This window comes from Streptomyces sp. LBL, from assembly GCF_029893585.1.
Classification (GTDB): domain Bacteria; phylum Actinomycetota; class Actinomycetes; order Streptomycetales; family Streptomycetaceae; genus Streptomyces.
Window position 1 is genome coordinate 1 of record NZ_JARXYX010000022.1, and the last position, 23813, is coordinate 23813.

The window sequence follows — 23813 nt, forward strand, 5'->3', positions numbered from 1 at the left end:
ACCACCTGACGCAGATGCTCCGGCGTCGTACCGCAACACCCACCGATCAGGGACAGGCCGTAGTCCCGGACGAAACCCTCCTGCGCATCGGCCAGGCCCTCGGGGTCGAGCGGGAAGTGCGCGCCGTCCTTGGTGAGGATCGGCAGGCCCGCGTTCGGCATGCACAGCAGCGGGATGCGGGAGTGCCGGGTGAGGTAGCGCAGGTGCTCGCTCATCTCGGCGGGGCCGGTGGAGCAGTTCAGGCCGATCATGTCGATACCGAGCGGCTCCAGCGCGGTGAGCGCGGCGCCGATCTCCGAGCCGAGCAGCATCGTGCCGGTCGTCTCGAACGCCATCGACACCACCAGCGGCACGTCGACGCCGGTCGCCTGCATCGCGCGCCGGGCGCCGATCACGGAGGCCTTGGTCTGCAGCAGGTCCTGGGTGGTCTCGACGATCAGGGCGTCGGCGCCGCCGGCGAGCAGTCCTTCGGCGTTGGCCTGGTAACCGTCTCGGATCGTCGGGTAGCCGACGTGGCCGAGGGTCGGCAGCTTGGTGCCGGGGCCGATCGAGCCCAGTACCCAGCGGGTGCGACCGTCGCGGGCGGCGTACTCGTCGGCCGCCTCGCGGGCGATGCGGGCTCCCGCCTCGGACAGTTCGTGCACGCGGTCGGCGATGTCGTACTCCGCCGCGGCCGTGTGGTTGGCCCCGAAGGTGTTGGTCTCCACACAGTCGACGCCCACCGCGAAGTACTCGTCGTGGACGGAGCGCACGATGTCGGGGCGGGTGACGTTGAGGATCTCGTTGCAGCCCTCCAGCTGCTGGAAGTCCTCCAGCGTCGGATCCTGCGCCTGAAGCATCGTGCCCATGGCTCCGTCGGCCACCACCACACGGGTGGCGAGTGCCTCGCGGAGCGCGGACACACGGGTCCGGCTGTCGGCGGAAGGGGTCGGTGGCGACGAGGCCATGTAAGGGCTCCCTTGAGGTGCGACGGCTGTCGGCTTCTGCGGCGCCCGCGAGACGTCCCGCGCGGGGCGCACCTCGCCAGGGTAGCCGGGTCCCGGCTCCGATGGTCGGGCGCGTCCACGGGACGGACCAGGATGGCGGGCGCACACCTGTGGGATACGGGTGACGTGACGGATCCTGACCAACTATTAGCGGGAGGTCGGCATGGACCGGTAGTGTTCGACATTGCCGAACGACGGAAGCGGCCGTCGTGGTCGGCCGGACGAAGGGACGGAGGCAGTCGGCGATGGCACGGAACATCCAGTCGCTGGAACGCGCGGCCGCGATGCTGCGGCTTCTCGCGGGTGGCGAGCGGCGGCTCGGCCTGTCCGACATCGCCTCCTCGCTGGGCCTCGCCAAAGGCACCGCGCACGGCATCCTGCGCACCCTCCAGCAGGAGGGCTTCGTCGAGCAGGACGATGCCTCCGGGCGCTACCAGCTGGGCGCCGAACTGCTGCGCCTGGGCACCACCTATCTCGACGTGCACGAGCTCAGGGCGCGCGCCCTGGTGTGGACCGACGACCTGGCCCGCTCCAGCGGTGAAAGTGTCCACCTGGGCGTCCTGCACCAGCACGGCGTGCTGATCGTGCACCACGTCTTCCGGCCCGACGACAGCCGGCAGGTCCTGGAGATCGGGGCCATGCAGCCGCTGCACTCCACCGCCCTGGGCAAGGTGCTGTCCGCGTACGACCCGGTGGCGCACAGCGAGGCCCTGGAGAGCGACCGTAAGCCCTTCACCGAGCGGACCGTCTGCGACCTCGACGACTTCGAGCGGATCCTCGACTTCACACGCGCGCGTGGGTACGCGGCCGACATCGAGGAGACCTGGGAGGGCGTCGCGTCCATCGCCGCGCCCATCCACGACAGGCGACGGATGCCGGTCGGCGCGGTCGGCATCACCGGGGCCGTGGAGCGGCTGGGCCAGGACGGCGAAATGCGCCCCGAACTGATCGCGGCGGTGCGGGACTGCGCCCGCGCGGTCTCGCGGGACCTGGGCGCCGGGCGGTTCTGAGCCGTCGCCGGGCGGTTCTGAGCCGGCGCTGGGTGGTTCTCAACCGGTGCGGGACGAGGCGCAGGACGAGGTCCGGGCGGTTCCGAGCCGGTGCGGGCGGTTCTGAGCCGGTGCGGGACGAGGCAGGACGAGGTCCGGCGAGGTCCGGACAGGGCAGGACAGGGCAGGACGGGAAAAGCCGGGCGCCAGAGCGTTCCGGGGTCTCGTCGCGCGCCCGAACCGCCCCGCGTCCGCAGGGGCGCAAGATCGATACACCGGGCGCGGCGATCAATAACGATCGTGTTTTCGAGAACAGAACCCTTGACGTGCCCGTAACCCCAGGGCAAGACTCCCGTCCATCGGTCGACATTGTCGAACACCGACCGGCAATAGGCGTTAGAGTGTGACAACGCCAAGGGCCGGCAGCTCTTCCCCTGGACGAAGGACAAAGGAGTCGCGGGTGTCCAGCTCCGACATCTTCATCGGCGAGACCATCGGTACCGCCATACTCATCCTGCTCGGCGGTGGTGTCTGCGCCGCCGTCACGCTCAAGGCTTCCAAGGCCCGTAACGCCGGCTGGCTCGCCATCGCCTTCGGGTGGGGTTTCGCCGTTCTGACGGCCGTGTACACCTCGGCGCCGCTCTCCGGCGCCCACCTCAACCCGGCCGTGACGCTCGCCCTCGCCATCAAGGACGACGACTGGAGCAACGTCCCGGTCTACTGGGCCGGTCAGCTGCTCGGCGCCGCGATCGGCGCGGCCCTGGTCTGGGTGGCCTACTACGGCCAGTTCCAGGCGCACCTGACCGACAAGGAGATCGTCGGCGGTCCCGGCGCGCAGGCCACCTCGGCCAAGGCCGTGGAGGCCCAGGAGAAGGGCGCCGGCCCGGTGCTGGGCATCTTCTCCACCGGCCCGGAGATCCGGATCGTGTGGCAGAACCTCGCCACGGAGATCATCGGCACCGTCGTGCTGGTGCTCGCCATCCTCACCCAGGGCCTGAACGACAGCGGAAAGGGCCTCGGTACCCTCGGTGCCCTGATCACGGCGCTCGTGGTGGTCTCGATCGGTCTGTCCCTCGGCGGCCCGACCGGCTACGCGATCAACCCGGCCCGTGACCTCGGTCCGCGCATCGTGCACGCTCTGCTGCCTCTGCCCAACAAGGGCGGCTCCGACTGGGGCTATGCCTGGATCCCGGTGGTGGGTCCGCTGATCGGCGGTGCCATCGCGGCAGGCATCTACAACGTCGCTTTCGCCTAGAACTGCTGAGAACAGCGCTTCGAAGCACGTGAGCAGCAGTAGAACCAGTCCCTCTCACCACGGAACCTCCCAGGAGCACACAGTGACCGATGCCCACACCGCCGGCCCCTTCATAGCGGCGATCGACCAGGGCACCACCTCCAGCCGCTGCATCGTCTTCGACCGGGACGGCCGTATCGTCTCCGTCGACCAGAAGGAGCACGAGCAGATCTTCCCGAAGCCGGGCTGGGTGGAGCACAACGCCACCGAGATCTGGACCAACGTCCAGGAGGTCGTCGCCTCAGCCATCGAGAAGGCCGGCATCACCCGCGACGACATCAAGGCCATCGGCATCACCAACCAGCGCGAGACCACTCTGCTCTGGGACAGGACCACCGGTGAGCCCGTCCACAACGCCATCGTCTGGCAGGACACCCGCACCGACGCCCTGTGCAAGGAGCTCGGCCGCAACGTCGGCCAGGACCGCTTCCGGCGCGAGACGGGCCTGCCCCTCGCCTCCTACTTCGCCGGTCCCAAGGCCCGCTGGCTGCTGGACAACGTCGAGGGCCTGCGCGAGCGCGCCGAGGCCGGCGACATCCTCTTCGGCACCATGGACAGCTGGGTCATCTGGAACCTGACCGGCGGTGTCGACGGCGGCCGGCACGTCACCGACGTCACCAACGCCTCCCGCACCCTCCTCATGAGCCTGCACACGATGCAGTGGGACGAGAAGATCTGCGAGTCCATCGGCGTGCCGAAGCAGATGCTGCCCGAGATCCGCTCCAGCGCCGAGGTGTACGGCGAGGTCACCGGCGGCCGGCTCGGCGGCATCCTCGGTGGCATTCCCGTCGCGTCCGCGCTCGGCGACCAGCAGGCGGCCCTGTTCGGCCAGACCTGTTTCGCCGAGGGCGAGGCCAAGTCGACGTACGGCACCGGCACCTTCCTGCTGATGAACACCGGTGAGAAGCCGGTCAACTCGTACAACGGCCTGCTGACCACTGTCGGCTACCGCATCGGCGACGAGAAGCCGGTCTACGCCCTCGAGGGCTCGATCGCCGTCACCGGTTCGCTGGTGCAGTGGATGCGCGACCAGATGGGCCTGATCTCCACCGCAGCCGAGATCGAGACGCTCGCACTCTCGGTCGAGGACAACGGCGGCGCGTACTTCGTGCCGGCCTTCTCCGGTCTGTTCGCCCCGTACTGGCGCTCCGACGCCCGCGGTGTGATCGCCGGCCTGACCCGGTACGTCACCAAGGCGCACCTCGCGCGGGCCGTTCTGGAGGCCACGGCCTGGCAGACCCGTGAGATCACCGACGCCATGACGAAGGACTCCGGCGTCGAGCTCGCGGCGATCAAGGTCGACGGCGGAATGACCTCCAACAACCTGCTGATGCAGACCCTCTCGGACTTCGTGGACGCCCCCGTGGTGCGCCCGATGGTCGCCGAGACCACCTGCCTGGGCGCCGCCTATGCCGCCGGTCTCGCCGTCGGCTTCTGGACCAGCACCGACGAATTGCGCGCCAACTGGCGCCGAGCCGCCGAGTGGACCCCCCGCATGGACGCGGACAAACGCGACCGTGAGTACAAGAGCTGGCTCAAGGCCGTAGAACGGACCATGGGCTGGCTCGAGGACGAAAACTGACGAGGAGCACGAACCCGAAATGACCAGTGAGTCCACCCTGCAGTCCGTACCTGCCCTGGGTACGCGCCCGGCTTTCGGCTCGAACCCGAGCCGCGCCGAGACCCGGGAGCAGCTTTCCAAGGCGTCGTACGACCTTCTCGTCATCGGCGGCGGCATTCTGGGCATCTCCACCGCCTGGCACGCCGCGCAGTCGGGCCTGCGGGTGGCTCTGGTCGACGCCGGCGACTTCGCCGGTGCCACCTCTTCCGCCTCCTCCAAGCTGCTCCACGGCGGTCTGCGCTATCTGCAGACCGGCGCGGTGAAGCTGGTGGCGGAGAACCACTTCGAGCGCCGTGCGGTCTCCCGCCAGGTGGCCCCCCACCTGGCGAACCCGCTCACGTTCTACCTCCCCGTGTACAAGGGCGGGCCGCACGGCGCGGCGAAGCTCGGAGCCGGTGTCTTCGCGTACTCGATGCTGTCGGCGTTCGGTGACGGCGTCGGCCACCTGCTGTCACCGGCGAAGGCCCAGCGGGACGTGCCCGAGCTGCGCACCGAGAACCTCAAGGCCGTGGCCGTGTACGGCGACGACCAGATGAACGACGCACGCATGGCGCTGATGACGGTCCGCGCGGCCGTCGAGGCGGGCGCGGTCGTGCTGAACCACGCCGAGGTCTCCGGCCTGCGCTTCACCGGGGGCCGGGTGACGGGCGCGGACCTGCGCGACCGGCTGTCCGGCGACGAGTTCGGTGTGAACGCCCGTCTGGTGCTCAACGCGACCGGCCCGTGGGTCGACCACCTGCGCAGGATGGAGGACGCGAACGCGGCTCCGTCCATCCGTCTGTCCAAGGGCGCGCACCTGGTCCTGAAGCGGACCGCCCCCTGGAAGGCCGCGCTCGCCACCCCGATCGACAAGTACCGGATCACGTTCGCCCTCCCCTGGGAGGACATGCTGCTGCTCGGCACCACCGACGAGGAGTACGAGGGCGACCCGGCGGACGTCGCCGTCACCGAGAAGGACACGGCGCAGATACTCGACGAGGCCGCGTTCTCCATCCGCGACCAGCAGCTCGACCGTGATCTGATCACGTACGCCTTCGCGGGGCTGCGGGTACTGCCGGGCGGCCCCGGCGCCACGTCCAAGGCCAAGCGCGAGACGGTGGTGACCGAGGGCCGGGGCGGGATGCTCTCCGTCGCGGGCGGCAAGTGGACGACGTTCCGGCACATCGGCCGCACGGTCATGCAGAAGCTGGAGGAGCTGCCGGGCCACCCGCTGGGTGACGACTTCGAGCCGGTCTCCTCACTGCCGAAGAAGCTGCCGCTGCCGGGGGTCGCCAACCCGCGCGCGGTCGCCCACCGACTGCTGGCCGACCACCCGTCGTCCGGCCCGCGGATGGCCGCGGACACGGCCAAGCACCTGGCCACGCACTACGGTTCGCTGGCCTTCGACATCGCCCGCCTGGCGAACGACAACCCGGAGCTGGCTCACCGCGTCCACCCGGACGCCCCCGAGATCTTGGCCCAGGTCGTCTACGCCCGCGACAACGAGTGGGCCGAGACGCCGGACGACGTGCTGCGTCGGCGTACGACGCTGACGATCCGGGGCCTGGCGACGGACGACGTCCGCGCGAAGGTACAGGACCTGCTCGACAAGGAGTAGGCGGTGAGAAGCAGGCGGTTCGACGGGACCGCAGGCGGTACGACGGGACCCGGGCGGCTCCACGCCCACGAGGCCGCCCGGGACGTGGTAGGGCGTCGTAGGGCATCGAGGGGCGGGTTCTCGTGTGGAACCGGCCACTGACCACACTGGACAAGGCCGACGTGATCGCCGATCTGGGCGCGCTCATCTGGACAGGCCCTACATAATGTGCTGAGACATCCGATGTCTCGGCACACTTCGGGCGACAGGGAGGCCGGTCATGGCAGTCACCGACGAGGCGATCGAGAAGATCAAGGGCATGATCGTCTCGGGCGCGCTGCGCCCCGGCGACCGGCTCCCCAAGGAGAGCGAGCTCGCCGCCGAGCTGGGCCTGTCCCGCAACTCCCTGCGGGAGGCGGTGCGGGCCCTGTCGCTGATCCGGATCCTGGACGTGCGGCAGGGTGATGGCACGTACGTCACCAGCCTGGACCCGCAGCTGCTGCTGGAGGCGCTCAGCTTCGTCGTCGACTTCCATCGTGACGACACGGTTCTGGAGTTCCTGGCGGTGCGCCGCATCCTGGAGCCGGCCGCGACCGCGATGGCGGCCCAGCGGATCAGCGAACAGCAACTGGACGCGCTCTCGGCCCAGCTGGACAAGCTCGGCGACAGCCCCTCGGTGGAGGAACTGGTCGCCTGCGATCTGGACTTCCACCGCGGGATCGTGCAGAGCTCCGGGAACTCGGTGCTGTGCTCCCTCCTCGACGGTCTGTCCGGGCCCACCACCCGGGCCCGGATCTGGCGCGGGCTGACCCAGGAGGACGCCGTCACCGGCACCCTGCGCGAGCACCGGGCGATCCTGGCCGCCCTGCGCGACCGGGACGCGGAGGCGGCCCGTTCGTGGGCGACCGTGCACATCGCGAGCGTGGAGCAGTGGCTGCGGTCCACCCTCTGACGCGCCCTTGGACCGATGTCCCGACGCGGGCGCGCAGGACATCGGTCCGGCGGCAGGGACAGCGGGTCGCCGCCGATGCCGGGCAGCTCGGACGACTCAGGGTGTTCCGGGGGGATGAACGGGGCAGTGATCCGTTCACTCCCCCGTGCAAGAGGGAGTCGGGCGCCCCCGCCGCACGCCGTAAGGTTGGGTCGTTAAGCGAGAGCACGTCGGAAGGAGGCACTGGGTGATCGAGCTCGAGGGGGTTCCCGAGCTGATCGACCCGGTCATGGTGGCCGCGTTCGAGGGCTGGAACGATGCCGGCGACGCCGCCTCCACCGCGGTCGCGCATCTGGACAGTGAGTGGAAGGGCGAGGTGTTCGCGGCGCTGGACGCCGAGGACTACTACGACTTCCAGGTGAACCGCCCCACGGTGTGGCTGGACAACGGCGTACGCAAGATCACCTGGCCGACGACAAGGTTGTCGGTGGTCCGGGTCGGCGGCGAGAAGCCGCGGGATCTCGTTCTCGTCCGAGGTATCGAACCGTCGATGCGGTGGCGGTCGTTCTGCAACGAGCTGCTGGGCTTCGCCCACGAACTGGGGGTGGAGCTGGTGGTGATCCTGGGCGCCCTGCTCGGCGACACCCCGCACACCCGTCCGGTACCGATCAGCGGGACCACGTCCGACGCCGACCTGGCCCGCCGCATGGACTTGGAGGAGACCAAGTACGAGGGCCCCACGGGCATCGTCGGCGTCCTTCAGGAGGCGTGCGCGCACGCGGGCGTTCCGGCCGTGTCGCTGTGGGCGGCCGTACCGCACTACGTGTCGCAGCCGCCCAACCCGAAGGCGACGCTGGCCCTCCTCAACCGTCTGGAGGACCTGATCGACGTCCGCATCCCGCTGGGCGAGCTGCCCGAGGACGCGCGTGCCTGGCAGGTGGGCGTGGACCAGCTGGCCGCCGAGGACAGCGAGGTCGCGGAGTACGTCCAGACGCTGGAGGAGGCCCGGGACACCGCGGAGCTGCCGGAGGCCTCGGGTGAGGCGATCGCCAGGGAGTTCGAGCGGTATCTGCGGCGCCGGGACGGATCCCCGGGCGGCTCCGGTGGGCACGCGACGGCGGACGGCAGCGACAGCACGTCGTATCTGCGGGACAGCCCCGGCGGTCGTAACAAGCCGCCGAAACCACCGAAGCCGGAACCGGAACGAGAACCGGGGGCCGATCCGGAGTCCGGCGCAGAGCCGAAGTCCGAGCCGAAGTCCGAGCCGGAGACCGAGCCGGAGACCGGTGCCGAGCCCGGCGACGAGGACTCGTCGTCGAAGGAGTGAACCGAGGAGTGAACCAGTGAGGGCGGTGCGCCTGTGGCGCACCGCCCTTCGAACGGAAGAGGGGCGCTTTCCCCCACAGGGAGGAAACGCCCCTCTTCCGTTCTTTCGTGAACTCCCGTGAATTACAGCGCCACGCCCAGCAGTGCGTCCACCGCCCGCGACACGACGCCGGGGGCACCCTCGTCCGTACCGCCTCGTTCGTCCTGGAGCGCCGCCCACCGGTCGATGGCGGCCAGCGCGGCCGGGGAGTCCAGGTCGGCGGCGAGGGCCTGGCGCATCTCCTCGACGAGCGCCTCGGCGGGCGGGCCGTCGGGGCGGGAGACCGCGGCACGCCAGCGGCCGAGCCGGTCGACGGCGTCCTGGAGGACCTGGTCGGTCCACTCCCAGTCGGCCCGGTAGTGGTGGGCCAGCAGCGCCAGCCGTATGGCGGCCGGGTCGACGCCGTCGTGCCGCAGCTTGGACACGAACACCAGATTGCCCTTGGACTTGGACATCTTCTCGCCGTCCAGAGCGACCATGCCGGCGTGGACGTACGCCTTGGCCATGGGGAACTCACCGGTGAGGGCCTGGGCGTGCGAGGCGCCCATCTCGTGGTGCGGGAAGACGAGGTCGGAACCGCCGCCCTGCACGTCGAAGCCCATGCCGAGGTGGTCGAGGGCGATGGCGACGCACTCGATGTGCCAGCCGGGGCGGCCGCGGCCGAGCGAAGCGCCGTCCCAGCTGGGCTCACCCTCACGGGCGGCCATCCACAGCATCGGGTCGAGCGGGTTCTTCTTGCCCGGCCGGTCGGGGTCGCCGCCACGCTCGGCGGACAGCAGCCGCATAGCGGTGGCGTCCAGGCCCGACACCTTGCCGAAGTTCGGGTCGGACTCGACCGAAAAGTAGACGTCCCCCTCGAGTTCGTAGGCGGCGCCGGCGTCCCGCAGCCGCTCGACGAGCGGCACGATGCCCGGTATCGCCTCGACCGCGCCGATGTAGTGCCGCGGGGGCAGCATGCGCAGAGCGGTCATGTCCTCGCGGAAGAGGGCTGTCTCCTTCTCGGCGAGGGCGGACCAGTCGAGGCCGTCGCGCTGGGCGCGCTCCAGCAGCGGATCGTCGATGTCGGTGACGTTCTGGACGTAGTGAACCTGCCGCTGAGTGTCGAGCCACACGCGCTGCACAAGGTCAAACGCGTTGTAGGTCGCCGCGTGACCCATGTGGGTCGCGTCGTACGGAGTGATGCCGCACACGTAGATACGGGCGACGGGACCGGGGTCGAGGGTGACCAGAGCACCGGTCGCGGTGTCGTGGATCCTCAGGTCGCGGCCCTGACCAGGCAGGGCGGGGATCTCGGAAGCGGGCCAGGCATGCATGTCATGAGCCTAACCGGACGGAAGTTCCATCTACGAACCGGACCGGACCGGATGGCCGGTAAGGCGTTCTTGCGCGATACCGGCCGGTGTGCCGCTGGACCCCGCTAGACCGGCGGCCAGGGAATGGCCGGCCACTCCCCGCTGGGTTCCGGGTGCTTCCCGGACTCCAGCAAGGCGTCGACCCGCGCGCGGGTGGCGTCGATCTCCACCGGGGTGATCAGCGAGGCCAAGCGTGCGGCCAGCGCGCCGGACGGCCCGAGCGCCCCCTTCAGGGCCTTGAGAACGTCGACCGCCTCGCCGGTCAGCGGCTCCCCGGCCCACCCCCACAGCAGGGTCCGCAGTTTGTTCTCGGCGTTGAAGGTGACCCCGTGGTCGATGCCCAGGAGACGGCCCTCGGTGGTGGGCAGCAGATGGCCGCCCTTGCGGTCGGCGTTGTTGATCACGGCGTCCAGCACGGCGAGCCGGCGCAGCCGCTCGTCGTCCGCGTGCACCAGCAGCGCGGTCCGTCCCTCACCGACCTCGGCGAATCCGATCGCCTTCCAACCGGGCTCCGGCTCCTCCGCGTCGACGAGCGCGAGCAGTTCGCTCTCGGGCGTCACGTCGATCCACAGCTGGCACATGCCCTCGCCGTACGGCCCGTCGCGCAGCACGGTGGGCGGCACGAGGCCCCAGCCGGTCGCCTCGGAGACCTCGTACGCGGCGACCTCGCGCTGCGCCAACGTCCCGTCGGGGAAGTCCCACAGGGGCCGCTCCCCCGCCACCGGCTTGTAGATACAGGCGGCTTCCCGGCCGTCGTGGGAGACCGTGCAGTACAGGGCCGCGTTGGACGCCTCCTGGATGCGGCCGCGTACCGTCAGCTCGCCCTCGGCGAGCAGGTCGGCAAGCGGCTCCGTCGGCGTCGCCCCGGTCGTCACGCTCCGCGGCGGTATCCGTTCTGGCGCGGACATACGTGTCCTTCCGGATCGAGCGGGAGACTGCACAGCGGACACGGCGGCCGCCCGGCGTTGACGACGTCCAGGGCACGCTTGGCGAAGGCTCTCGCCTGCGCGCCGGTGAGCCGGACCCGCAGCATCGGGGGCCCGTTCTCCTCGTCCTGGAGGAGTTTTTCCTCCGCCTCGGCGAGGTCGTCCTCGGAGTCGGCGTCGAGCTCCACGAGGGCCTGCGCCTCGACGATCATGCGCTGCTCGTCGCCGTCCCAGGCGAGGGCCATGGTGCCGACCCGGAACTCCTCCTCGACGGGGGTGTCCAGGGGGCCGGTGTCGGCGACTTCGGTGGGCGCCACGGCGGGCACGGCGGCACTGCCACCGCTACGCCGTACGACCTCGTCCAGCAGCTCGTCCATCCGCTCGGCGAGCGCGGCGACCTGGGTCTTCTCCAGGGCCACGCTGGTCACCCGGGGGCCGGCCGTGGCCTGGATGAAGAACGTACGGCGTCCGGGCAGTCCGACCGTACCGGCCACGAAGCGGTCCGGGGGGTCGTAGAGGAACACCTGACGGGACACGTCCTGTCTCCATTGGAATCGTGAGTACCTGCGTCTGTCCGTGAACACTCATGGGAACGCTCATGGGAACGCTCATGCGAGAACGTTCATGCGTGAACGCGCTTGCGCGGACCGCTTCACCCTACTGCGCCCGACGATCACGGTGCGCCCGCACCACCACCCACCGGGGCGTCATCGGCCGGAGGCTCCTGGCGCGGTGACAGGGACGCGAAGTCACCGGTGTCGCCGAGGCGGACGACAAACGGCCTCAGACGGGTGTAACGGATCGCTGTGATGGAACACGGTTCAACAGAAATCCGCTGGAAGAGGTCGAGATGAAGTCCGAGTGCGTCCGCCACGAGCGACTTGATGACGTCGCCGTGGGAGCACATGAGATAGACGGCGTCGGCCCCGTGGTCGCGCTCCACCCGAGCGTTCCACTCGCGTACCGCCTCGGCGGCGCGGGTCTGCATCGCCCGCATCGACTCGCCGCCGGGGAACGCGGCCGCCGAGGGGTGCGCCTGTACGACCTCCATCAGCGGCTCGTCCATGAGCTCGGCAAGCTTACGACCGGACCAGTCGCCGTAGTGGCACTCACCGATCCGTTCGTCGGTGTGCGCGGTGAGGCCGGGCCGGGCCTCCAACAGCGGCCGGACGGTTTCCTCGCAGCGCTGCAGCGGGCTGGTGACGATCTCGGAGAGCGGCAGCTCGGCGAGCCGGCCGGGCAGCGCGGCAGCCTGCGCGGCGCCGCGCTCGTCCAGTGCGACGCCGGGCGTCCACCCGGCGAGCAGTCCCTCGGTGTTGGCGGTGGATCGTCCGTGCCGGACAAGGATCAGCGTGGGCATGCGGCCCAGCGTAGGCGTACGGCGGGAAAGGGTCCGGAGCGCGGTGGTCGTCGGACGACGGGAGTACGCGCTCTGTGGACGACGGGGGTACACGCTCAGTGATAGTCGACTGCGCCATCTACCGTGACGGACATCGGACGGAGGGGCCCGAGGACCTGTCCGACGCCCTCGCCGAGGCCCGGGCGGGGGACGCGTTCCTCTGGATCGGGCTGCACGAGCCGTCCGAGAAGGAGTTCGACCACGTCACCCGGGAGTTCGCGCTCCATCCGCTGGCGGTCGAGGACGCCCTGAACGCCCACCAACGGCCCAAGCTGGAGGTCTACGACGACTCTCTGTTCGTGGTGCTCAAGCCCGTGGAGTACGAACCGAAGAGCGACTCCGTGTCCACCGGCGAGGTCATGCTCTTCCTCGGCGACTCCTTCGTGGTGACCGTCCGCCACGGTGTGGGCTCACCCCTGGGCATCGTGCGGCGACGGCTGGAGAAGGAGCCGGAGCTGCTCGGCAAGGGTCCCACCGCCGTGCTGTACGCGGTCGCCGACGCCGTCGTCGACCACTACCTGGAGGTGGCCACCGAGTTGCAGACCGACCTGGAGGAGCTGGAGACGGAGGTGTTCTCGCCGGACGGCGGGGGCTCACGGCACACCGCGTCCCGCATCTACACCTTCAAGCGGCAGATCCTGGAGTTCCGCCGGGCTACCGGGCCGCTGACGGTGCCGCTGACCCGGCTGGCGAGCGTGGGGACGTCGTCCGGCGGGGCGGTGCCCTACGTCAACGAGAAGGCGCGGCCCTTCTTCCGTGACGTCAGCGACCACCTCGCGCGCGTGAACGAGTCGGTGGAGGGCCTGGACCGGCTGGTCTCGGACATCCTCTCCGCGCACCTGGCGCAGATGAGCGTCCGGCAGAACGACGACATGCGGAAGATCTCCGCGTGGGCGGCCATGGCCGCGATCCCCACGATGATCGCGGGGATCTACGGCATGAACTTCGACCACATGCCGGAGTTGCACTGGGTGTGGGCGTATCCGGCGGTGATCGCGCTGATGGGCTCGTTGGAGGTGCTGCTGTATCGGCTGTTCAAGCGCCGGGGGTGGCTGTAGGCCCGCGGAGAGGCGTGAGCCCACGACTCCAGGCCCGGGGGCAGAGGGCGGGGATGTCCGGGGTTGTTCGGCGTTCAGGCGAACTCGGGGGCCGCGGTCGTGGGTCCGCCGAGCGCGTTTAGGCGTTCCGGCATCCTCAGGGACACCATGGTCCGCCAGCCGCCCGACCGCTCGTACGCGTACATCGCGTGGATACCCGCGGCCAGGAGCGTCGACTTGGCCCTCGGCCAGCCGAGGATGCGGCCCATGTGGGCCATGACCGCAAGGCTGACGTTCCGGTAGACGCGGATCTCGGCGAGCGCGCAGTCGCGCAGCGTGCGCTGGATGAACCGTCCGTGCCCGGCGGCCACGAAGCGCAGCAACTCCTCGTGGGTGTAGGCGAGGTGGTTGTCCTCGTCGTGGGAGATCATCCGTACGGCCTTGCCGACCGCGGGGTGATCCGCGAAGTGCTTGCGCAGCATCTCCATCTGGTCGGCGGCGCGCTGCTCGGTGACCCGGCTGTGCGCCAGGTAGGTGATGACGTCCTGCACCGTGAGCGGTTCGTCGCCCTCCAGCTTGGCGTGAGCCAGCCCGATGCCGCGTTTCTCCAGGAGCATCGTGTAGTCGGTCTCGGGCGGGACGGGAACGGGGTCGAGGCCGCGCTTCTTCATCAGGGCGTCGAAGATCCGCCCGTGCTTGTCCTCGTCCGCGCCGTGCCGGGTGATCTTGGGGGCCAGAGCGCGCTCGCCGGCCGGGACGAGCGCGGCGATGCGGGCGTTCTCCCAGCCGCCCTGGGACTCCCCGCTGGCCGCAATGGAGCAGAACAGGCGGAAGGACTCGTCGTTGTCGAGAATCTCTTGGAACAGGCTTTTGGCCGACAGCATCGTTTGGCACCTCTCTGCAAAGCTCCGCAGGGTTCCGCAAAGAACGAGTCAAATGCGGTGAGAGGGGTGCCGCAACAGCTGTGTCGGACAACTCCGCCAAAAGGGGGACCAGTGGGGTCGCGTGGGACGTGACCGTGCGGGCGTGACCGTACGGAATCCGGAGCGTTTCTGCGTGACCGGCCGTGGCGGGGAAGGCCCCGAGCCCCCACCACGGCCGCGGGAACATCCGGTGGTCGAACCCTGCGTCGCGTGAGCCCGGCTGTCAGACGGAGCCGGTGATCGGTTGTCGGGCGGAGCCGCTTGTCAGGCGAGCCCGGACCGTTCCAGGGCCTCGGTGCCGGCTCGGAGGGATACGAGGCGCTCGTCGAGCGTGAAGCCGGCGGGGGCGAGGGTGAGGGTGGTGACCCCGGCCTCGGCGTAGGCCTTCATCCGGTCGGCGATCCGGTCGACGGAGCCCAGCAATGTCGTCTTGTCGATCAGGTCGTGCGGGATGGCGGCCGCGGCGCCCTGCTTGTCCCCGGAGAGATACCTGTCCTGGATCTCGGCGGCTTCCTTCTCGTAGCCCATGCGCTGGGCGAGCTGGTTGTAGAAGTTCTGCTTACGGCTGCCCATGCCGCCGACATAGAGCGCGGTGTACGGACGGAAGGTGTCGGCGAGGGTGGTGACGTCCTTGTCCTCGCCGACGGCGAGGGGCAGGGTCGGGCAGACATCGAAGCCGTCGAGGGTCTTGCCGGCCTTCTCGCGACCGGCCCGCAGGTACTTGATGGCGGTGTCTTCGAGGTGGTCGGCGGAGGCGAAAATGAGGAGGGCTCCGTCGGCGATCTCGCCGGTCTGTTCGAGGTTCTTCGGGCCGATGGCGGCGATGTACAGCGGGATGTGCTCGCGCTCGGGGTGCACGGTCAGCTTGATGGGCTTGCCGGGGCCGCCGGGGAGCGGGAGCGTCCAGTGCTCGCCCTGGTGGGAGAGGCGCTCGCGGGTCATCGCCTTGCGGATGATCTCGACGTACTCGCGGGTGCGGGAGAGGGGTTTGTCGAACTTGACGCCGTACCAGCCCTCGGAGACCTGCGGGCCGGAGACGCCGAGACCGAGGCGGAAGCGGCCGCCGGAGAGCGAGTCGAGAGTGGCCGCGGTCATCGCGGTCATCGCCGGCTGGCGGGCCGGGATCTGGAAGATGGCCGAGCCGACATCGATGCGCTCGGTCTTGGCCGCGACCCAGGTGAGTACGGTGGCCGCGTCGGAGCCGTAGGCCTCGGCGGCCCAGCAGACCGCGTAGCCGAGGCGATCGGCCTCCTTGGCCACGGCGAGATTGTCCGCGTCCATGCCGGCACCCCAGTAGCCGAGGTTGATCCCTAGCTCCATGCCGAATCCCCTTACCGATCAGTAACGTCTTTTGAAGGGGAACCCTAGCGGGTGCCTCTTGGGCTTGGTCGGGTGCGGGGCGATGCTTGCGACGCCTGTGCGGGTTTGGTGGGGGTGCGTGTAGCGCCTGTAGGGGGAGGTGGGCCGGGACCGTGGGCCGGGACCGTGGGCCGGGGTGTCCGTGCTCGGAACCTCGCGGAATCGGTTCTTGGTGAGGTGCCGGTGTTGACGCGACGACCGCCGCGGGCGGATGCCCCCGCCCCGTCCCCTTCCCGCCGTCGGCGGGTGCCGGCTGTTGTGCCGGTCCCGTCCTGAGGGCCGTGCCGTTCGCGGGAACTGGTTATCCACAGGCACCCACACGGCAGGTTCTGGCCAGTAATCTCGGCGTTCATGGAGCAGAGGCATCTCGGCCGCACCGGCCTGCGTGTGTCCCGGATCGGGCTCGGCACCCTGACCTGGGGTCGGGACACCGATGAGCATGACGCCGCGGACCTCTTGAAGACGTTCTGGGAAGCGGGCGGAAGTCTCGTCGACACCGCGGACGTCTACGGCGACGGAGAGGCCGAGTATCTGCTCGGACGACTCATGGAAGGCCTCGTACCGCGCCGCGACCTGGTCATCTCGACCAAGGCCGGCAGCGTGCCGGATCCCGACCGCCGGTTCGACGGCTCGCGCGGGCATCTGCTGTCCGCGCTGGACGCCTCGCTGGCCCGGCTCGGCACGGACTATGTCGACGTGTGGCACATCCATGCCTACGACCCGGACACCCCGCTGGAAGAGACCCTCCAGGCTCTCGACCTGGCGGTCAGCAGCGGACGTGCCCGGTACGCCGGGGTGTCGAACTTCTGCGGCTGGCAGCTCGCCAAGGCCGCGACCTGGCAGATCGCGGCGCCGGGCACACGGACCCGGTTGGCGAGTACGCAGCTGGAGTACTCGTTGCTCCAGCGCGGTATCGAGCGCGAGGTGCTGCCGGCGGCGCTGGACCTGGGGATCGGCCTGCTGCCCTCGTCGCCGCTCGGGCGCGGGGTGCTCACCGGCAAGTACCGGCACGCGACGCCCGCGGACTCGCGGGGCGCCTCGGAGCATCTGGCGCCGTTCGTCGCGCCGTATCTCGACGACACGGCGACCCGGATCGTGGACGCCGTGACGACCGCGGCGGACGGGCTCGCCGTGACACCGCTCCAGGTGGCCCTCGCATGGGTCCGGGACCGGCCGGGGGTGGCCGCGCCGATCGTCGGCGCGCGCAACGCGCAGCAGCTCACGACGGCGTTGTCAGTGGAGGCGCTTAGTCTTCCTGACGAGATCTGCCGGGCGCTCGACGATGTGTCGGCGCCCGTGCACCGCTATCCCGATCACGACTGGAGCACGCTGTGAGCACGGACCCGGGGCCAACTCAGGACGCCGAGGACACCGAACCGGGGACGCCGGGCGCCACGGAAGAGCGCGTTGCGGCGGACGGCGTCGAGGCCGCGGCGGAGGGCATCGAGGCTGAGGCGGAGAGTGCCGGGGCCGAGGGCGCCGAAGCTGAGGCGGAGGGTGCCGAGGCCGAGAGCGGGGGCGGCTCCGCGGATGACGCGGGGGCGGATGCGGCGAAGGTGTCCGAGGCCGAGGCCGAGCTCGCGGCTCAGCGTCTGGAGCGGGAGCGGATCGAGAAACGCAAGGCCGAGAAGGAGGCGCCCATCGCCGCCGGCGCCAAGCTCAGCGGGAAGGCCGCCGATCTGCTCGCGGCCGTACGTGCGGTGGAGAGCGGCGAGAAGCCGGTGGCGGCCGCCTTCGAGGCGGCGCCCGCCCCGCGTCGGTCCGTGCCCGAGCCGAGGCCGCAGCCGGCCTCGGCCGAGGCCGCTGCGGCCGTACCGGCGCCGGACGCCGTCGAGGCCGTACGGGGCGTGCTGGCCGAGGGGGGTGCGCCGGAGTCATTCGCGGCCCAGGCGGCCGCGGTGCTCGGTGAGAATGCCGGTGAGCTGCTGCGGGCGGATCCCTGGCAACTGCTGCGGGTCGGCGGTGTGCGGCCCGACCAGGCCGACGGGTTCGCGCGGGCGCTGCTGGGCGCGGAGTGCGGGCCGGACGACGAGCGGCGGGGGCGGTCGGTCACGGTGTGGCTGCTGGAGCAGGCCGCTCTGGCCGGGCACACCGCCCTGGAGATGCCGGCCCTCGTCGCCGCGTTGTCCCAGCGAGGCGTGCCGGATCCCGACGCGGCCGTCCAGGGCACCCTCGCCGAAGGTGAGGCCCTGGTCTTCCAGGACCTCCTCGACCCGAGCGCCCCGGAACCGGAGGAGGACGAGGAGGAGCGGCCGGTCCGTGTCCTCGTGGGGCTGGAGCGGTACGTCCTCGCCGAGGAGAGCCTCGCCGACGGTCTGGCCCGGCTGATCAACTCCGTACCGAAGGAGGACGGTTCGGGGGCGGACTGGGAGCGGGCCGCCGAGGCTGCCGGCGGATCGGCCGCCGAGCTGATCCATGCGGTCACCCGTCACGGTCTCGTGCTGCACACCGGCGGGGCGGCCTCGTCGGCCGAGCCTGCGGCACTGCTGCGCGCGGCCGGACAGCTGGGGATGCGTGCCTGGGCCGCCGCCCACAGTCCGGCCGGGCGTGATCGCTTCGCGTCGCTGACGGGCGGGACCGAGCGGCCCGGGCCCGCAGCGTCGTACGGCGGTCAGGCCGACGCGCCGTACGGCGGTCCGGCCCACGCGTCCCCCGACGGTCCGGCCCACGCGTCCCGCGACGGCCGGACCGAATCGGCCGACGGCAGCCGGACCGACGACAGCCGGGACGGCACCACCGGGGTCGCCACCGTCGCCGGGCTGCTGTCCGGTGCCGAGGGGCCCGGGCGGGACGCCGAGGGCACGTTCGACCTCGACCTGCTCATCGTCCTGGACGCGCCCCAGCTGGACGTCGAGACGGCGGCTCTGCTGGCGGAGTCGCTGCCGGACGGCGCCCGGTTGGTGCTGGCCGGGGATCCCGCGGTGCTCTGGTCCGTCGGTCCCGGGCGGGTGTTCGCGGATCTCCTGGCCGCACGGGTCTGCCCGCAGATCGCCTCGCGGCAGCCGGATCCCGGGCCGCTGGGCGAGCTGGTGTCCGGCATCGGCATCGGCGAGCTGAACCAGGTCGAGGCCCCCGGCAAGGAGGTCGTGATCGTGCCGGTGCGGGACGCCGGCGAGGCCGTGCACCGGACGGTGCAGCTCGTCGCGGACTCGGTGCCCAGGGCGATCGGCGTCCCGGCCGAGGAGACCCAGGTGATCACGCCGGGCCACGGCGGCGCGGTCGGCACCCGCGCGCTGAACGCGGCCCTCAAGGAGCGGCTCAACCCCGGTCCCGGCCGTTTCGGCGGCTTTGACCCCGGTGACCGGGTCGTCTACTCCCCCGCTCCGGGGCGTACGCTGCCGGGCCGTGTGGTCAAGGCCGATGCCGAGGGGCTGCACCTGTCGTGCGCGGGCGAGGCCGTCGTCGTACCGAAGGAGCGGGTGGAACAGTCCGTGCGGCACGGGTGGGCGCTGACCGCGCACCAGGCCGTGGGCGGCCGGTGGCCGGCGGCGGTCGTGGTGCTGCCCGGCGATGCGGCGCAGGCCCTCAGCCGACCGTGGGTCTACACCGCGTTCGGGCGGGCGGAGCGGCACCTGTCCGTGGTGCACGGCGCGGAGCAGGCCCTGCCCAGGGCCGTGGCCGAGGTCCTGCCGAAGCCCCGGACGACCCGTCTGCCCGTACTGCTGGCCCCGCAGGTACCGGTGAGGTGACCGGCTGAGCCGACCCCGAGGGCGGGGTGGGAACCGGACCGCCGTCCGGAACCGGAGGCCGAGGTGTCACCGACCGCCGGAGCCGAAACCGGCGGCGGCGTAGGACCGCCGTGGCAGAACCGGAAGGCGGCGTAGGACCGCCGGGCCGGAACCGGAGGTCGACGTGGGATCGGCGGGAGCGTGTGTGCGGGGCACGGCGCGCTTCGTGCCGCGTCCGTAGGTTCGCCGTGCAGCGCGACGGCGGCGGCCGTCCCGGAGGTTCAGCTTCCGGGACGGCCGCCGCCGTCATCTCATGCGTTGTCCCCGCCCGCGCGGGCAGGCGCTCAGCGTTCCGCGTCCAAAGGTTCCAGGTCCTCGTCCTCGTCCAGGTCCGCGTCGAGTTCGTCCACGACGTCGCCGTCGTCGTCGATCTCGTCATCGAAGACCGCGCTGACGTCGAAGCGGCAGACCACCCGCTGGGCGTCGGCCTGCTCGAACGGGGCTTCCAGCCACTCGCCGGGCTCGGGCGCTTCGTCGCCGGCCGTCACCCAGAGCGTGGAGTCGCCTTCCTCCAGGCCGAACTCCTTGTGCCGGGAGGCGATCTCATCCGGCTCGAACTCACCGAACAGAAGACCCAGGGCGCCGTGGACCGTGCCGGACGCCCCCGCGCCGCTGCCGGCATCGTCGTCCGCCGCCTCGATCCGCTGGGCCTGCGCCAACAGCCGCTGCGGCTCCAGCACGGCGTAGTCGCGGCGGATCAGCACACTGAGGGCGTTCGGTTCTTCGGGGCCCGTATACGGCGGTAGCGACTCGTCTGCTCCAGGGATCTCGAAGGGCGTGACCTCGTCGTAGCGGTCGTAGAGCAGTTCGTCGTAAGTTTCGGCGGCCGCGGCCAGCTCGTTGAACGCTTCGTAGACGGCCGGGTCGTCCTCCCCCGACCTGCGTTCGACCGCGGCCAGGTGGCGGTCGAGCGCGGTCTTGACCGCCTCGGCGGCGGCTCGTACCTCGGCAGCGGTGGGCTGCGCAGCATCAGACATAGTGCAGACGCTATCCGTACCGGGCCCCAGCCCGCACAATAGATGCGATGCCGGAATACGAATTTGTCGAGGTGTACGTGCCGCGCGGGGTTTCCCGCAAGGACGCGACTCGTCTGCTGACGGACCATGCCGAGTACGGTCACTGGGAGTTGGACCGCCTGAGCCTGCTGCGCGACGGCAGCCGCAGGGTGCGGCTGCGACGGCGGATCATCCGCCAGGTCCGCGCCACATGGTGAGCTGAGGCGACGGAGACGAAGCGGGCCCGACCGAAGCAGGGCCCGCGCCGTCGTGTGCACCGACGGGGAGGTTCGCGGTGCTTTCAGCCGTGGTGTGCGGCTTGTCCAAGGTCACACAGAGGCGCGTGCCTTGCGGTAGAGCACGGCGCCCGCCAGCAGTGCACCCGCGCCCGCGGGCAGGGCGAGGCCCAGCGGCAGCCCACTGCCGGTGTGCGCGAGCTGCGCGGCACCCTGGGGCTGGACGACGGACGGGGCTCCGGACTGGTCGGTCTGCGCGGAGCCACCGGGCGTCCGGCCCTCCGTGGTGGGCGGGGTGTGCGGAGTGTTCGGAACGCCGGGGCGGCTGGGCTCCACCGGGTTGCCCGGCCCGCCGGGGTGCTCCGGAGTACCCGGCCCCCCGGGCTGTCCCGGATGGCCCGGCAGTCCCGGAGTGCCCGGCTGCCCCGGAGTGCCCGGCTGCTCGGGGTGGGCGGGCGGGGTCGTCCCGTCGCCGCCGCCCGGAGGCGTGGTGTGGTGTCCGCCGCCGGAACCGTCCCCGTTGGCACAGCCGTCGGCCGTGGCGGCGTTGCCGACGCCGATGACGCTGGCGCTGTTGCCGCACACGTTGACCGGCGCGTCGATCGGCACCTCGACGTGGTTGCCGGAGCCCACGCCCGGGGAGCCACCGGTGTGACCGCCGGCGTGCGACCCCCCTGAGCCGCCGGACCCCCCTGAGCCGCCGTGCCCCGAGTGACCGCCATGGCTTCCGTGCCCGCCGGAGCCGCCGGAGCCGCCGGAGCCGCCGGAGCCGCCGGAGGAACCGTATCCGCCGTCTCCGCCATATCCGCCGGAGGAACCGTCACCGGCCCTGACGTCGGTGTTCACGCACTTGTTGCCCATCGCCGGGTTGAGCAACCCGATGACGTTGACCGTGTTGCCGCAGACGTTCACCGGCGCGTGCACCGGCGCCTGCACCGAGTTGCCCGACAGCACGCCGGGTGAGTCGGCGCTCGATCCGCTCGCGTACGAGCCGGCGTGCGCCGCACCGCCCGCGGCGGCGATCACGCCGGTCGCGGCGGCCACGGTCATCAGGCCCTTACGGGTGACCTGTCGCATTGCTGAATCCCTGCCTTCGACCTTGTCCCGAAATCTCGACGCCCGAAATCCCGACGCCCGAAACTCGACATCCGAGTCCCGACATCCGAGTCCTGACATCCGAAAATGAACCGCTGCTGAAGGCCGGTCGGCCCCGGAGCGCATGGCACGCACTCCGGGGCCGACGGGCTCAGCCCCTCACGGGGCGAGGCACAACGTCACTTGTTGATGCAGGTGTTGCCGAACGCGGGGTTCAGCAGCCCGATCACGGAGACCGTGTTGCCGCAGACGTTCACCGGGACGTGAACGGGGGCCTGAACGACGTTGCCGGACAGGACGCCCGGCGAGTGCACGGCAGCACCCTGGGCACCCGCGTCGGCCACGGCAAGGCCCGCGCCCGCGAGAACGAGCCCACCGGTGGCAGCCGCGGCGGCGACGACCTTCTTGATCATTATTCCTCCTTGTTGGCAATGCGATCCCAAGTAGTTGATCGCACCACCTGTAACGAGGAAGGAGTAATGGAGCTACGAGCTTATCGTCGCATTCACTCTTCTCAGTTCATTCCGCACGGGCGCTCGAATAGTGAAGTGTCGTTTAAGTGGGCGAATTCAGGACGCGTCGATGAATCGGTCGAGCACCCGCACACCGAACTTGAGCCCCTCCACCGGGACGCGCTCGTCGACGCCGTGGAACATGCCCGCGAAGTCCAGCTCCGGCGGAAGCTTCAGCGGCGCGAACCCGAAGCCCCGGATGCCCAGGTCGTCGAAGGACTTGGCGTCCGTGCCACCCGAGAGCATGTACGGGACCGCCTTCGCGGCCGGGTCCTCGGCCAGCAGCGCCGACTGCATGGCGTCCACCAGCGCTCCGTCGAAGGAGGTCTCGAGCGCCTTGTCGGAGTGCACGTCCTCGCGCCGCACCTTCGGACCGAGGATCCGGTCGAGGTCGGCGAGGAACTCCTCCTCGAACCCGGGCAGGAACCGTCCGTCCACGTTCGCGGTGGCCTCGCCGGGGATGACGTTGACCTTGTAGCCGGCGTTGAGCTGCGTGGGGTTGGCGGTGTTGCCGAGGGTCGCGCCGATGAGCTTGGCGATCCCGCCGAGCCGGGCCAGCGTGCCCTCCATGTCCTCCGGATCGAGTTCGGTGCCGAGCGCGTCGCCGAGTTCGTCCAGGAAGGCACGGGTCGTCTTGGTGACCCGGACCGGGAACTTGTGCCGCCCGAGTCGCGCGACGGCCTCCGAGAGCTCGGTGATCGCGTTGTCGCGATGGATCATCGAGCCGTGGCCGGCGGTGCCGGCCACGGTCAGCTTCATCCAGTGCATGCCCTTCTCGGCCGTCTGGATCAGATAGAGCCGGCGCTGCTCGTTCACGGTGAACGAGAACCCGCCCACCTCGCTGATCCCCTCGGTGACCCCCTCGAAGAGGTGGGGGTGGTGGTCGACGAGGTGTCGGGCGCCGTACGTGCCGCCCGCCTCCTCGTCGGCGAGGAACGCGAGCACGATGTCGCGCGGGGGCCTGCGCCCGCTGCGCAGCCGGTCGCGCACGACCGCCAGGGTCATCGCGTCCATGTCCTTCATGTCGACGGCGCCCCGGCCCCACACGCACCCGTCCGCGACCTCCCCGGAGAACGGGTGGTGGGTCCAGTCGTCGGCGTTGGCCGGTACGACGTCCAGATGGCCGTGGATGAGCAGCGCGGGCCGGGACGGGTCCTCGCCCTCGATGCGGGCCACCGTGGACGCGCGCCCCGGGTGCGACTCGAAGATCTCCGGTTCGAGGCCCACCTCGGCGAGCTTCCCGGCGACGTACTCGGCAGCCTCGCGCTCGCCCGGTCCCGAGTGGTCGCCGTAGTTGCTGGTGTCGATCCGGATCAGCTCGCGGCAGAGGTCCACGACCTCGTCCTCGCCGGTGACGCCCCTGGTCGTGTCCGTCTCGCTCACGCGCTTCCTCCCGCACTGTCGCTGCTGGTGGTCCCCCCTCATCCTCCCCCTCCTCCCGACCTCTCCCCAAGGCCGGTCCCGGCCCGTCACACCCCGTTCACGCAC

21 protein-coding genes are annotated in these 23813 nt (G+C 70.7%); 10 read left to right on the forward strand and 11 right to left on the reverse strand.

The window, feature by feature from the left end; translation table 11 throughout:
- The coding region (locus M2271_RS25370; protein WP_280889633.1) for a homocysteine S-methyltransferase family protein at nt 1–947 on the reverse strand (947 nt) is incomplete at its 3' end.
- A 284-nt stretch (nt 948–1231) separates the two neighbouring features.
- Between M2271_RS25370 and M2271_RS25375 the strand changes: the two genes are divergently transcribed.
- The 6 genes from M2271_RS25375 (at nt 1232) to M2271_RS25400 (ending at nt 8724) form a co-directional block, all read left to right on the forward strand.
- Nucleotides 1232–1996, forward strand: a complete 765-nt coding sequence (locus tag M2271_RS25375) for an IclR family transcriptional regulator (RefSeq protein ID WP_280889634.1) — start codon at nt 1232–1234, stop codon at nt 1994–1996.
- A 439-nt stretch (nt 1997–2435) separates the two neighbouring features.
- Nucleotides 2436–3230 carry an MIP/aquaporin family protein gene (locus M2271_RS25380; protein ID WP_280889635.1) on the forward strand — a complete coding sequence of 265 codons (795 nt, stop codon included), beginning with the start codon at nt 2436–2438 and terminating at the stop codon, nt 3228–3230.
- Nucleotides 3231–3312: 82 nt separating this feature from the next.
- Nucleotides 3313–4851 (forward strand): glycerol kinase GlpK, encoded by a 1539-nt coding sequence (gene glpK / locus M2271_RS25385; protein ID WP_280889636.1) that lies wholly within the window; start codon nt 3313–3315, stop codon nt 4849–4851.
- 19 nt (nt 4852–4870) lie between these two features.
- Nucleotides 4871–6487 (forward strand): glycerol-3-phosphate dehydrogenase/oxidase, encoded by a 1617-nt coding sequence (locus tag M2271_RS25390; RefSeq protein ID WP_280889637.1) that lies wholly within the window; start codon nt 4871–4873, stop codon nt 6485–6487.
- A 259-nt stretch (nt 6488–6746) separates the two neighbouring features.
- Entirely contained in the window at nt 6747–7418 is a 672-nt protein-coding gene (locus tag M2271_RS25395) for a FadR/GntR family transcriptional regulator (protein WP_280889638.1), read from the forward strand.
- A gap of 226 nt (nt 7419–7644) precedes the next feature.
- Entirely contained in the window at nt 7645–8724 is a 1080-nt protein-coding gene (locus M2271_RS25400; protein WP_280889639.1) for a PAC2 family protein, read from the forward strand.
- A 122-nt stretch (nt 8725–8846) separates the two neighbouring features.
- Here the strand turns inward: M2271_RS25400 and mshC are convergent, their stop codons facing one another.
- The 4 genes from mshC to M2271_RS25420 all read right to left on the reverse strand — a co-directional run bounded on the left by mshC (nt 8847) and on the right by M2271_RS25420 (nt 12401).
- The gene (mshC, locus tag M2271_RS25405; protein ID WP_280889640.1) at nt 8847–10076 is read right to left on the reverse strand and encodes a cysteine--1-D-myo-inosityl 2-amino-2-deoxy-alpha-D-glucopyranoside ligase; all 1230 of its coding nucleotides are present in this window, start codon (nt 10074–10076) and stop codon (nt 8847–8849) included.
- A 104-nt stretch (nt 10077–10180) separates the two neighbouring features.
- The gene (locus tag M2271_RS25410) at nt 10181–11023 is read right to left on the reverse strand and encodes an SCO1664 family protein (RefSeq protein WP_280889641.1); all 843 of its coding nucleotides are present in this window, start codon (nt 11021–11023) and stop codon (nt 10181–10183) included.
- Entirely contained in the window at nt 10987–11577 is a 591-nt protein-coding gene (locus M2271_RS25415; protein ID WP_280889642.1) for a DUF3090 domain-containing protein, read from the reverse strand. The genes M2271_RS25410 and M2271_RS25415 overlap by 37 nt, the downstream gene beginning before the upstream one ends.
- Before the next feature lie 137 nt (nt 11578–11714).
- A complete protein-coding gene (locus tag M2271_RS25420) occupies nt 11715–12401 on the reverse strand; it encodes a histidine phosphatase family protein (protein ID WP_280889643.1) in 687 nt (228 codons plus the stop codon).
- A 98-nt stretch (nt 12402–12499) separates the two neighbouring features.
- Between M2271_RS25420 and corA the strand changes: the two genes are divergently transcribed.
- Nucleotides 12500–13498: a magnesium/cobalt transporter CorA gene (gene corA, locus M2271_RS25425; RefSeq protein ID WP_280889644.1), complete on the forward strand. Its 999-nt coding sequence runs from the start codon at nt 12500–12502 to the stop codon at nt 13496–13498.
- Between the two features lie 74 nt (nt 13499–13572).
- Here corA and M2271_RS25430 read toward each other — a convergent pair whose 3' ends face one another.
- Together M2271_RS25430 and M2271_RS25435 are read right to left on the reverse strand one after the other, a co-directional pair.
- On the reverse strand, nt 13573–14361 hold the full coding sequence (locus M2271_RS25430) for a ferritin-like domain-containing protein (RefSeq protein WP_280889645.1): 789 nt from the start codon (nt 14359–14361) through the stop codon (nt 13573–13575).
- A gap of 303 nt (nt 14362–14664) precedes the next feature.
- A complete protein-coding gene (locus M2271_RS25435) occupies nt 14665–15720 on the reverse strand; it encodes an LLM class F420-dependent oxidoreductase (RefSeq protein WP_280889646.1) in 1056 nt (351 codons plus the stop codon).
- Between the two features lie 390 nt (nt 15721–16110).
- Here M2271_RS25435 and M2271_RS25440 point away from each other — a divergent pair, with 390 nt between their 5' ends.
- Together M2271_RS25440 and M2271_RS25445 are read left to right on the forward strand one after the other, a co-directional pair.
- The gene (locus tag M2271_RS25440; protein ID WP_280889647.1) at nt 16111–17094 is read left to right on the forward strand and encodes an aldo/keto reductase; all 984 of its coding nucleotides are present in this window, start codon (nt 16111–16113) and stop codon (nt 17092–17094) included.
- The gene (locus tag M2271_RS25445) at nt 17091–19448 is read left to right on the forward strand and encodes a helix-hairpin-helix domain-containing protein (RefSeq protein ID WP_280889648.1); all 2358 of its coding nucleotides are present in this window, start codon (nt 17091–17093) and stop codon (nt 19446–19448) included. The genes M2271_RS25440 and M2271_RS25445 overlap by 4 nt, the downstream gene beginning before the upstream one ends.
- 323 nt (nt 19449–19771) lie before the next feature.
- Here the strand turns inward: M2271_RS25445 and M2271_RS25450 are convergent, their stop codons facing one another.
- Entirely contained in the window at nt 19772–20464 is a 693-nt protein-coding gene (locus tag M2271_RS25450) for a hypothetical protein (RefSeq protein ID WP_280889649.1), read from the reverse strand.
- Nucleotides 20465–20511: 47 nt separating this feature from the next.
- Here M2271_RS25450 and M2271_RS25455 point away from each other — a divergent pair, with 47 nt between their 5' ends.
- Nucleotides 20512–20700, forward strand: coding sequence for a DUF5703 family protein (locus M2271_RS25455; protein ID WP_280889650.1), 189 nt, complete (start codon nt 20512–20514; stop codon nt 20698–20700).
- A gap of 111 nt (nt 20701–20811) precedes the next feature.
- Here M2271_RS25455 and M2271_RS25460 read toward each other — a convergent pair whose 3' ends face one another.
- From M2271_RS25460 to M2271_RS25470, 3 genes are all read right to left on the reverse strand, one after another.
- Nucleotides 20812–21795 carry a chaplin gene (locus M2271_RS25460; protein ID WP_280889651.1) on the reverse strand — a complete coding sequence of 328 codons (984 nt, stop codon included), beginning with the start codon at nt 21793–21795 and terminating at the stop codon, nt 20812–20814.
- 197 nt (nt 21796–21992) lie between these two features.
- The gene (chpH, locus tag M2271_RS25465; protein ID WP_280889652.1) at nt 21993–22226 is read right to left on the reverse strand and encodes a chaplin ChpH; all 234 of its coding nucleotides are present in this window, start codon (nt 22224–22226) and stop codon (nt 21993–21995) included.
- A 156-nt stretch (nt 22227–22382) separates the two neighbouring features.
- Complete coding sequence (locus M2271_RS25470) at nt 22383–23708, reverse strand: M20/M25/M40 family metallo-hydrolase (protein ID WP_280889653.1); 1326 nt, start codon at nt 23706–23708, stop codon at nt 22383–22385.
- Between the last annotated feature and the right edge of the window lie 105 nt (nt 23709–23813).

Coding starts and splice junctions, on each gene's coding strand:
- M2271_RS25375 (WP_280889634.1), top strand. CDS start 1,232: ATGGCACGGAACATCCAGTCGCTGGAACGCGCGGCCGCGATGCTGCGG.
- M2271_RS25390 (WP_280889637.1), top strand. CDS start 4,871: ATGACCAGTGAGTCCACCCTGCAGTCCGTACCTGCCCTGGGTACGCGC.
- M2271_RS25395 (WP_280889638.1), top strand. CDS start 6,747: ATGGCAGTCACCGACGAGGCGATCGAGAAGATCAAGGGCATGATCGTC.
- mshC (WP_280889640.1), bottom strand. CDS start 10,076: ATGCATGCCTGGCCCGCTTCCGAGATCCCCGCCCTGCCTGGTCAGGGC.
- M2271_RS25410 (WP_280889641.1), bottom strand. CDS start 11,023: ATGTCCGCGCCAGAACGGATACCGCCGCGGAGCGTGACGACCGGGGCG.
- M2271_RS25420 (WP_280889643.1), bottom strand. CDS start 12,401: ATGCCCACGCTGATCCTTGTCCGGCACGGACGATCCACCGCCAACACC.
- M2271_RS25430 (WP_280889645.1), bottom strand. CDS start 14,361: ATGCTGTCGGCCAAAAGCCTGTTCCAAGAGATTCTCGACAACGACGAG.
- M2271_RS25435 (WP_280889646.1), bottom strand. CDS start 15,720: ATGGAGCTAGGGATCAACCTCGGCTACTGGGGTGCCGGCATGGACGCG.
- M2271_RS25440 (WP_280889647.1), top strand. CDS start 16,111: ATGGAGCAGAGGCATCTCGGCCGCACCGGCCTGCGTGTGTCCCGGATC.
- M2271_RS25450 (WP_280889649.1), bottom strand. CDS start 20,464: ATGTCTGATGCTGCGCAGCCCACCGCTGCCGAGGTACGAGCCGCCGCC.
- M2271_RS25455 (WP_280889650.1), top strand. CDS start 20,512: ATGCCGGAATACGAATTTGTCGAGGTGTACGTGCCGCGCGGGGTTTCC.
- M2271_RS25460 (WP_280889651.1), bottom strand. CDS start 21,795: ATGCGACAGGTCACCCGTAAGGGCCTGATGACCGTGGCCGCCGCGACC.
- chpH (WP_280889652.1), bottom strand. CDS start 22,226: ATGATCAAGAAGGTCGTCGCCGCCGCGGCTGCCACCGGTGGGCTCGTT.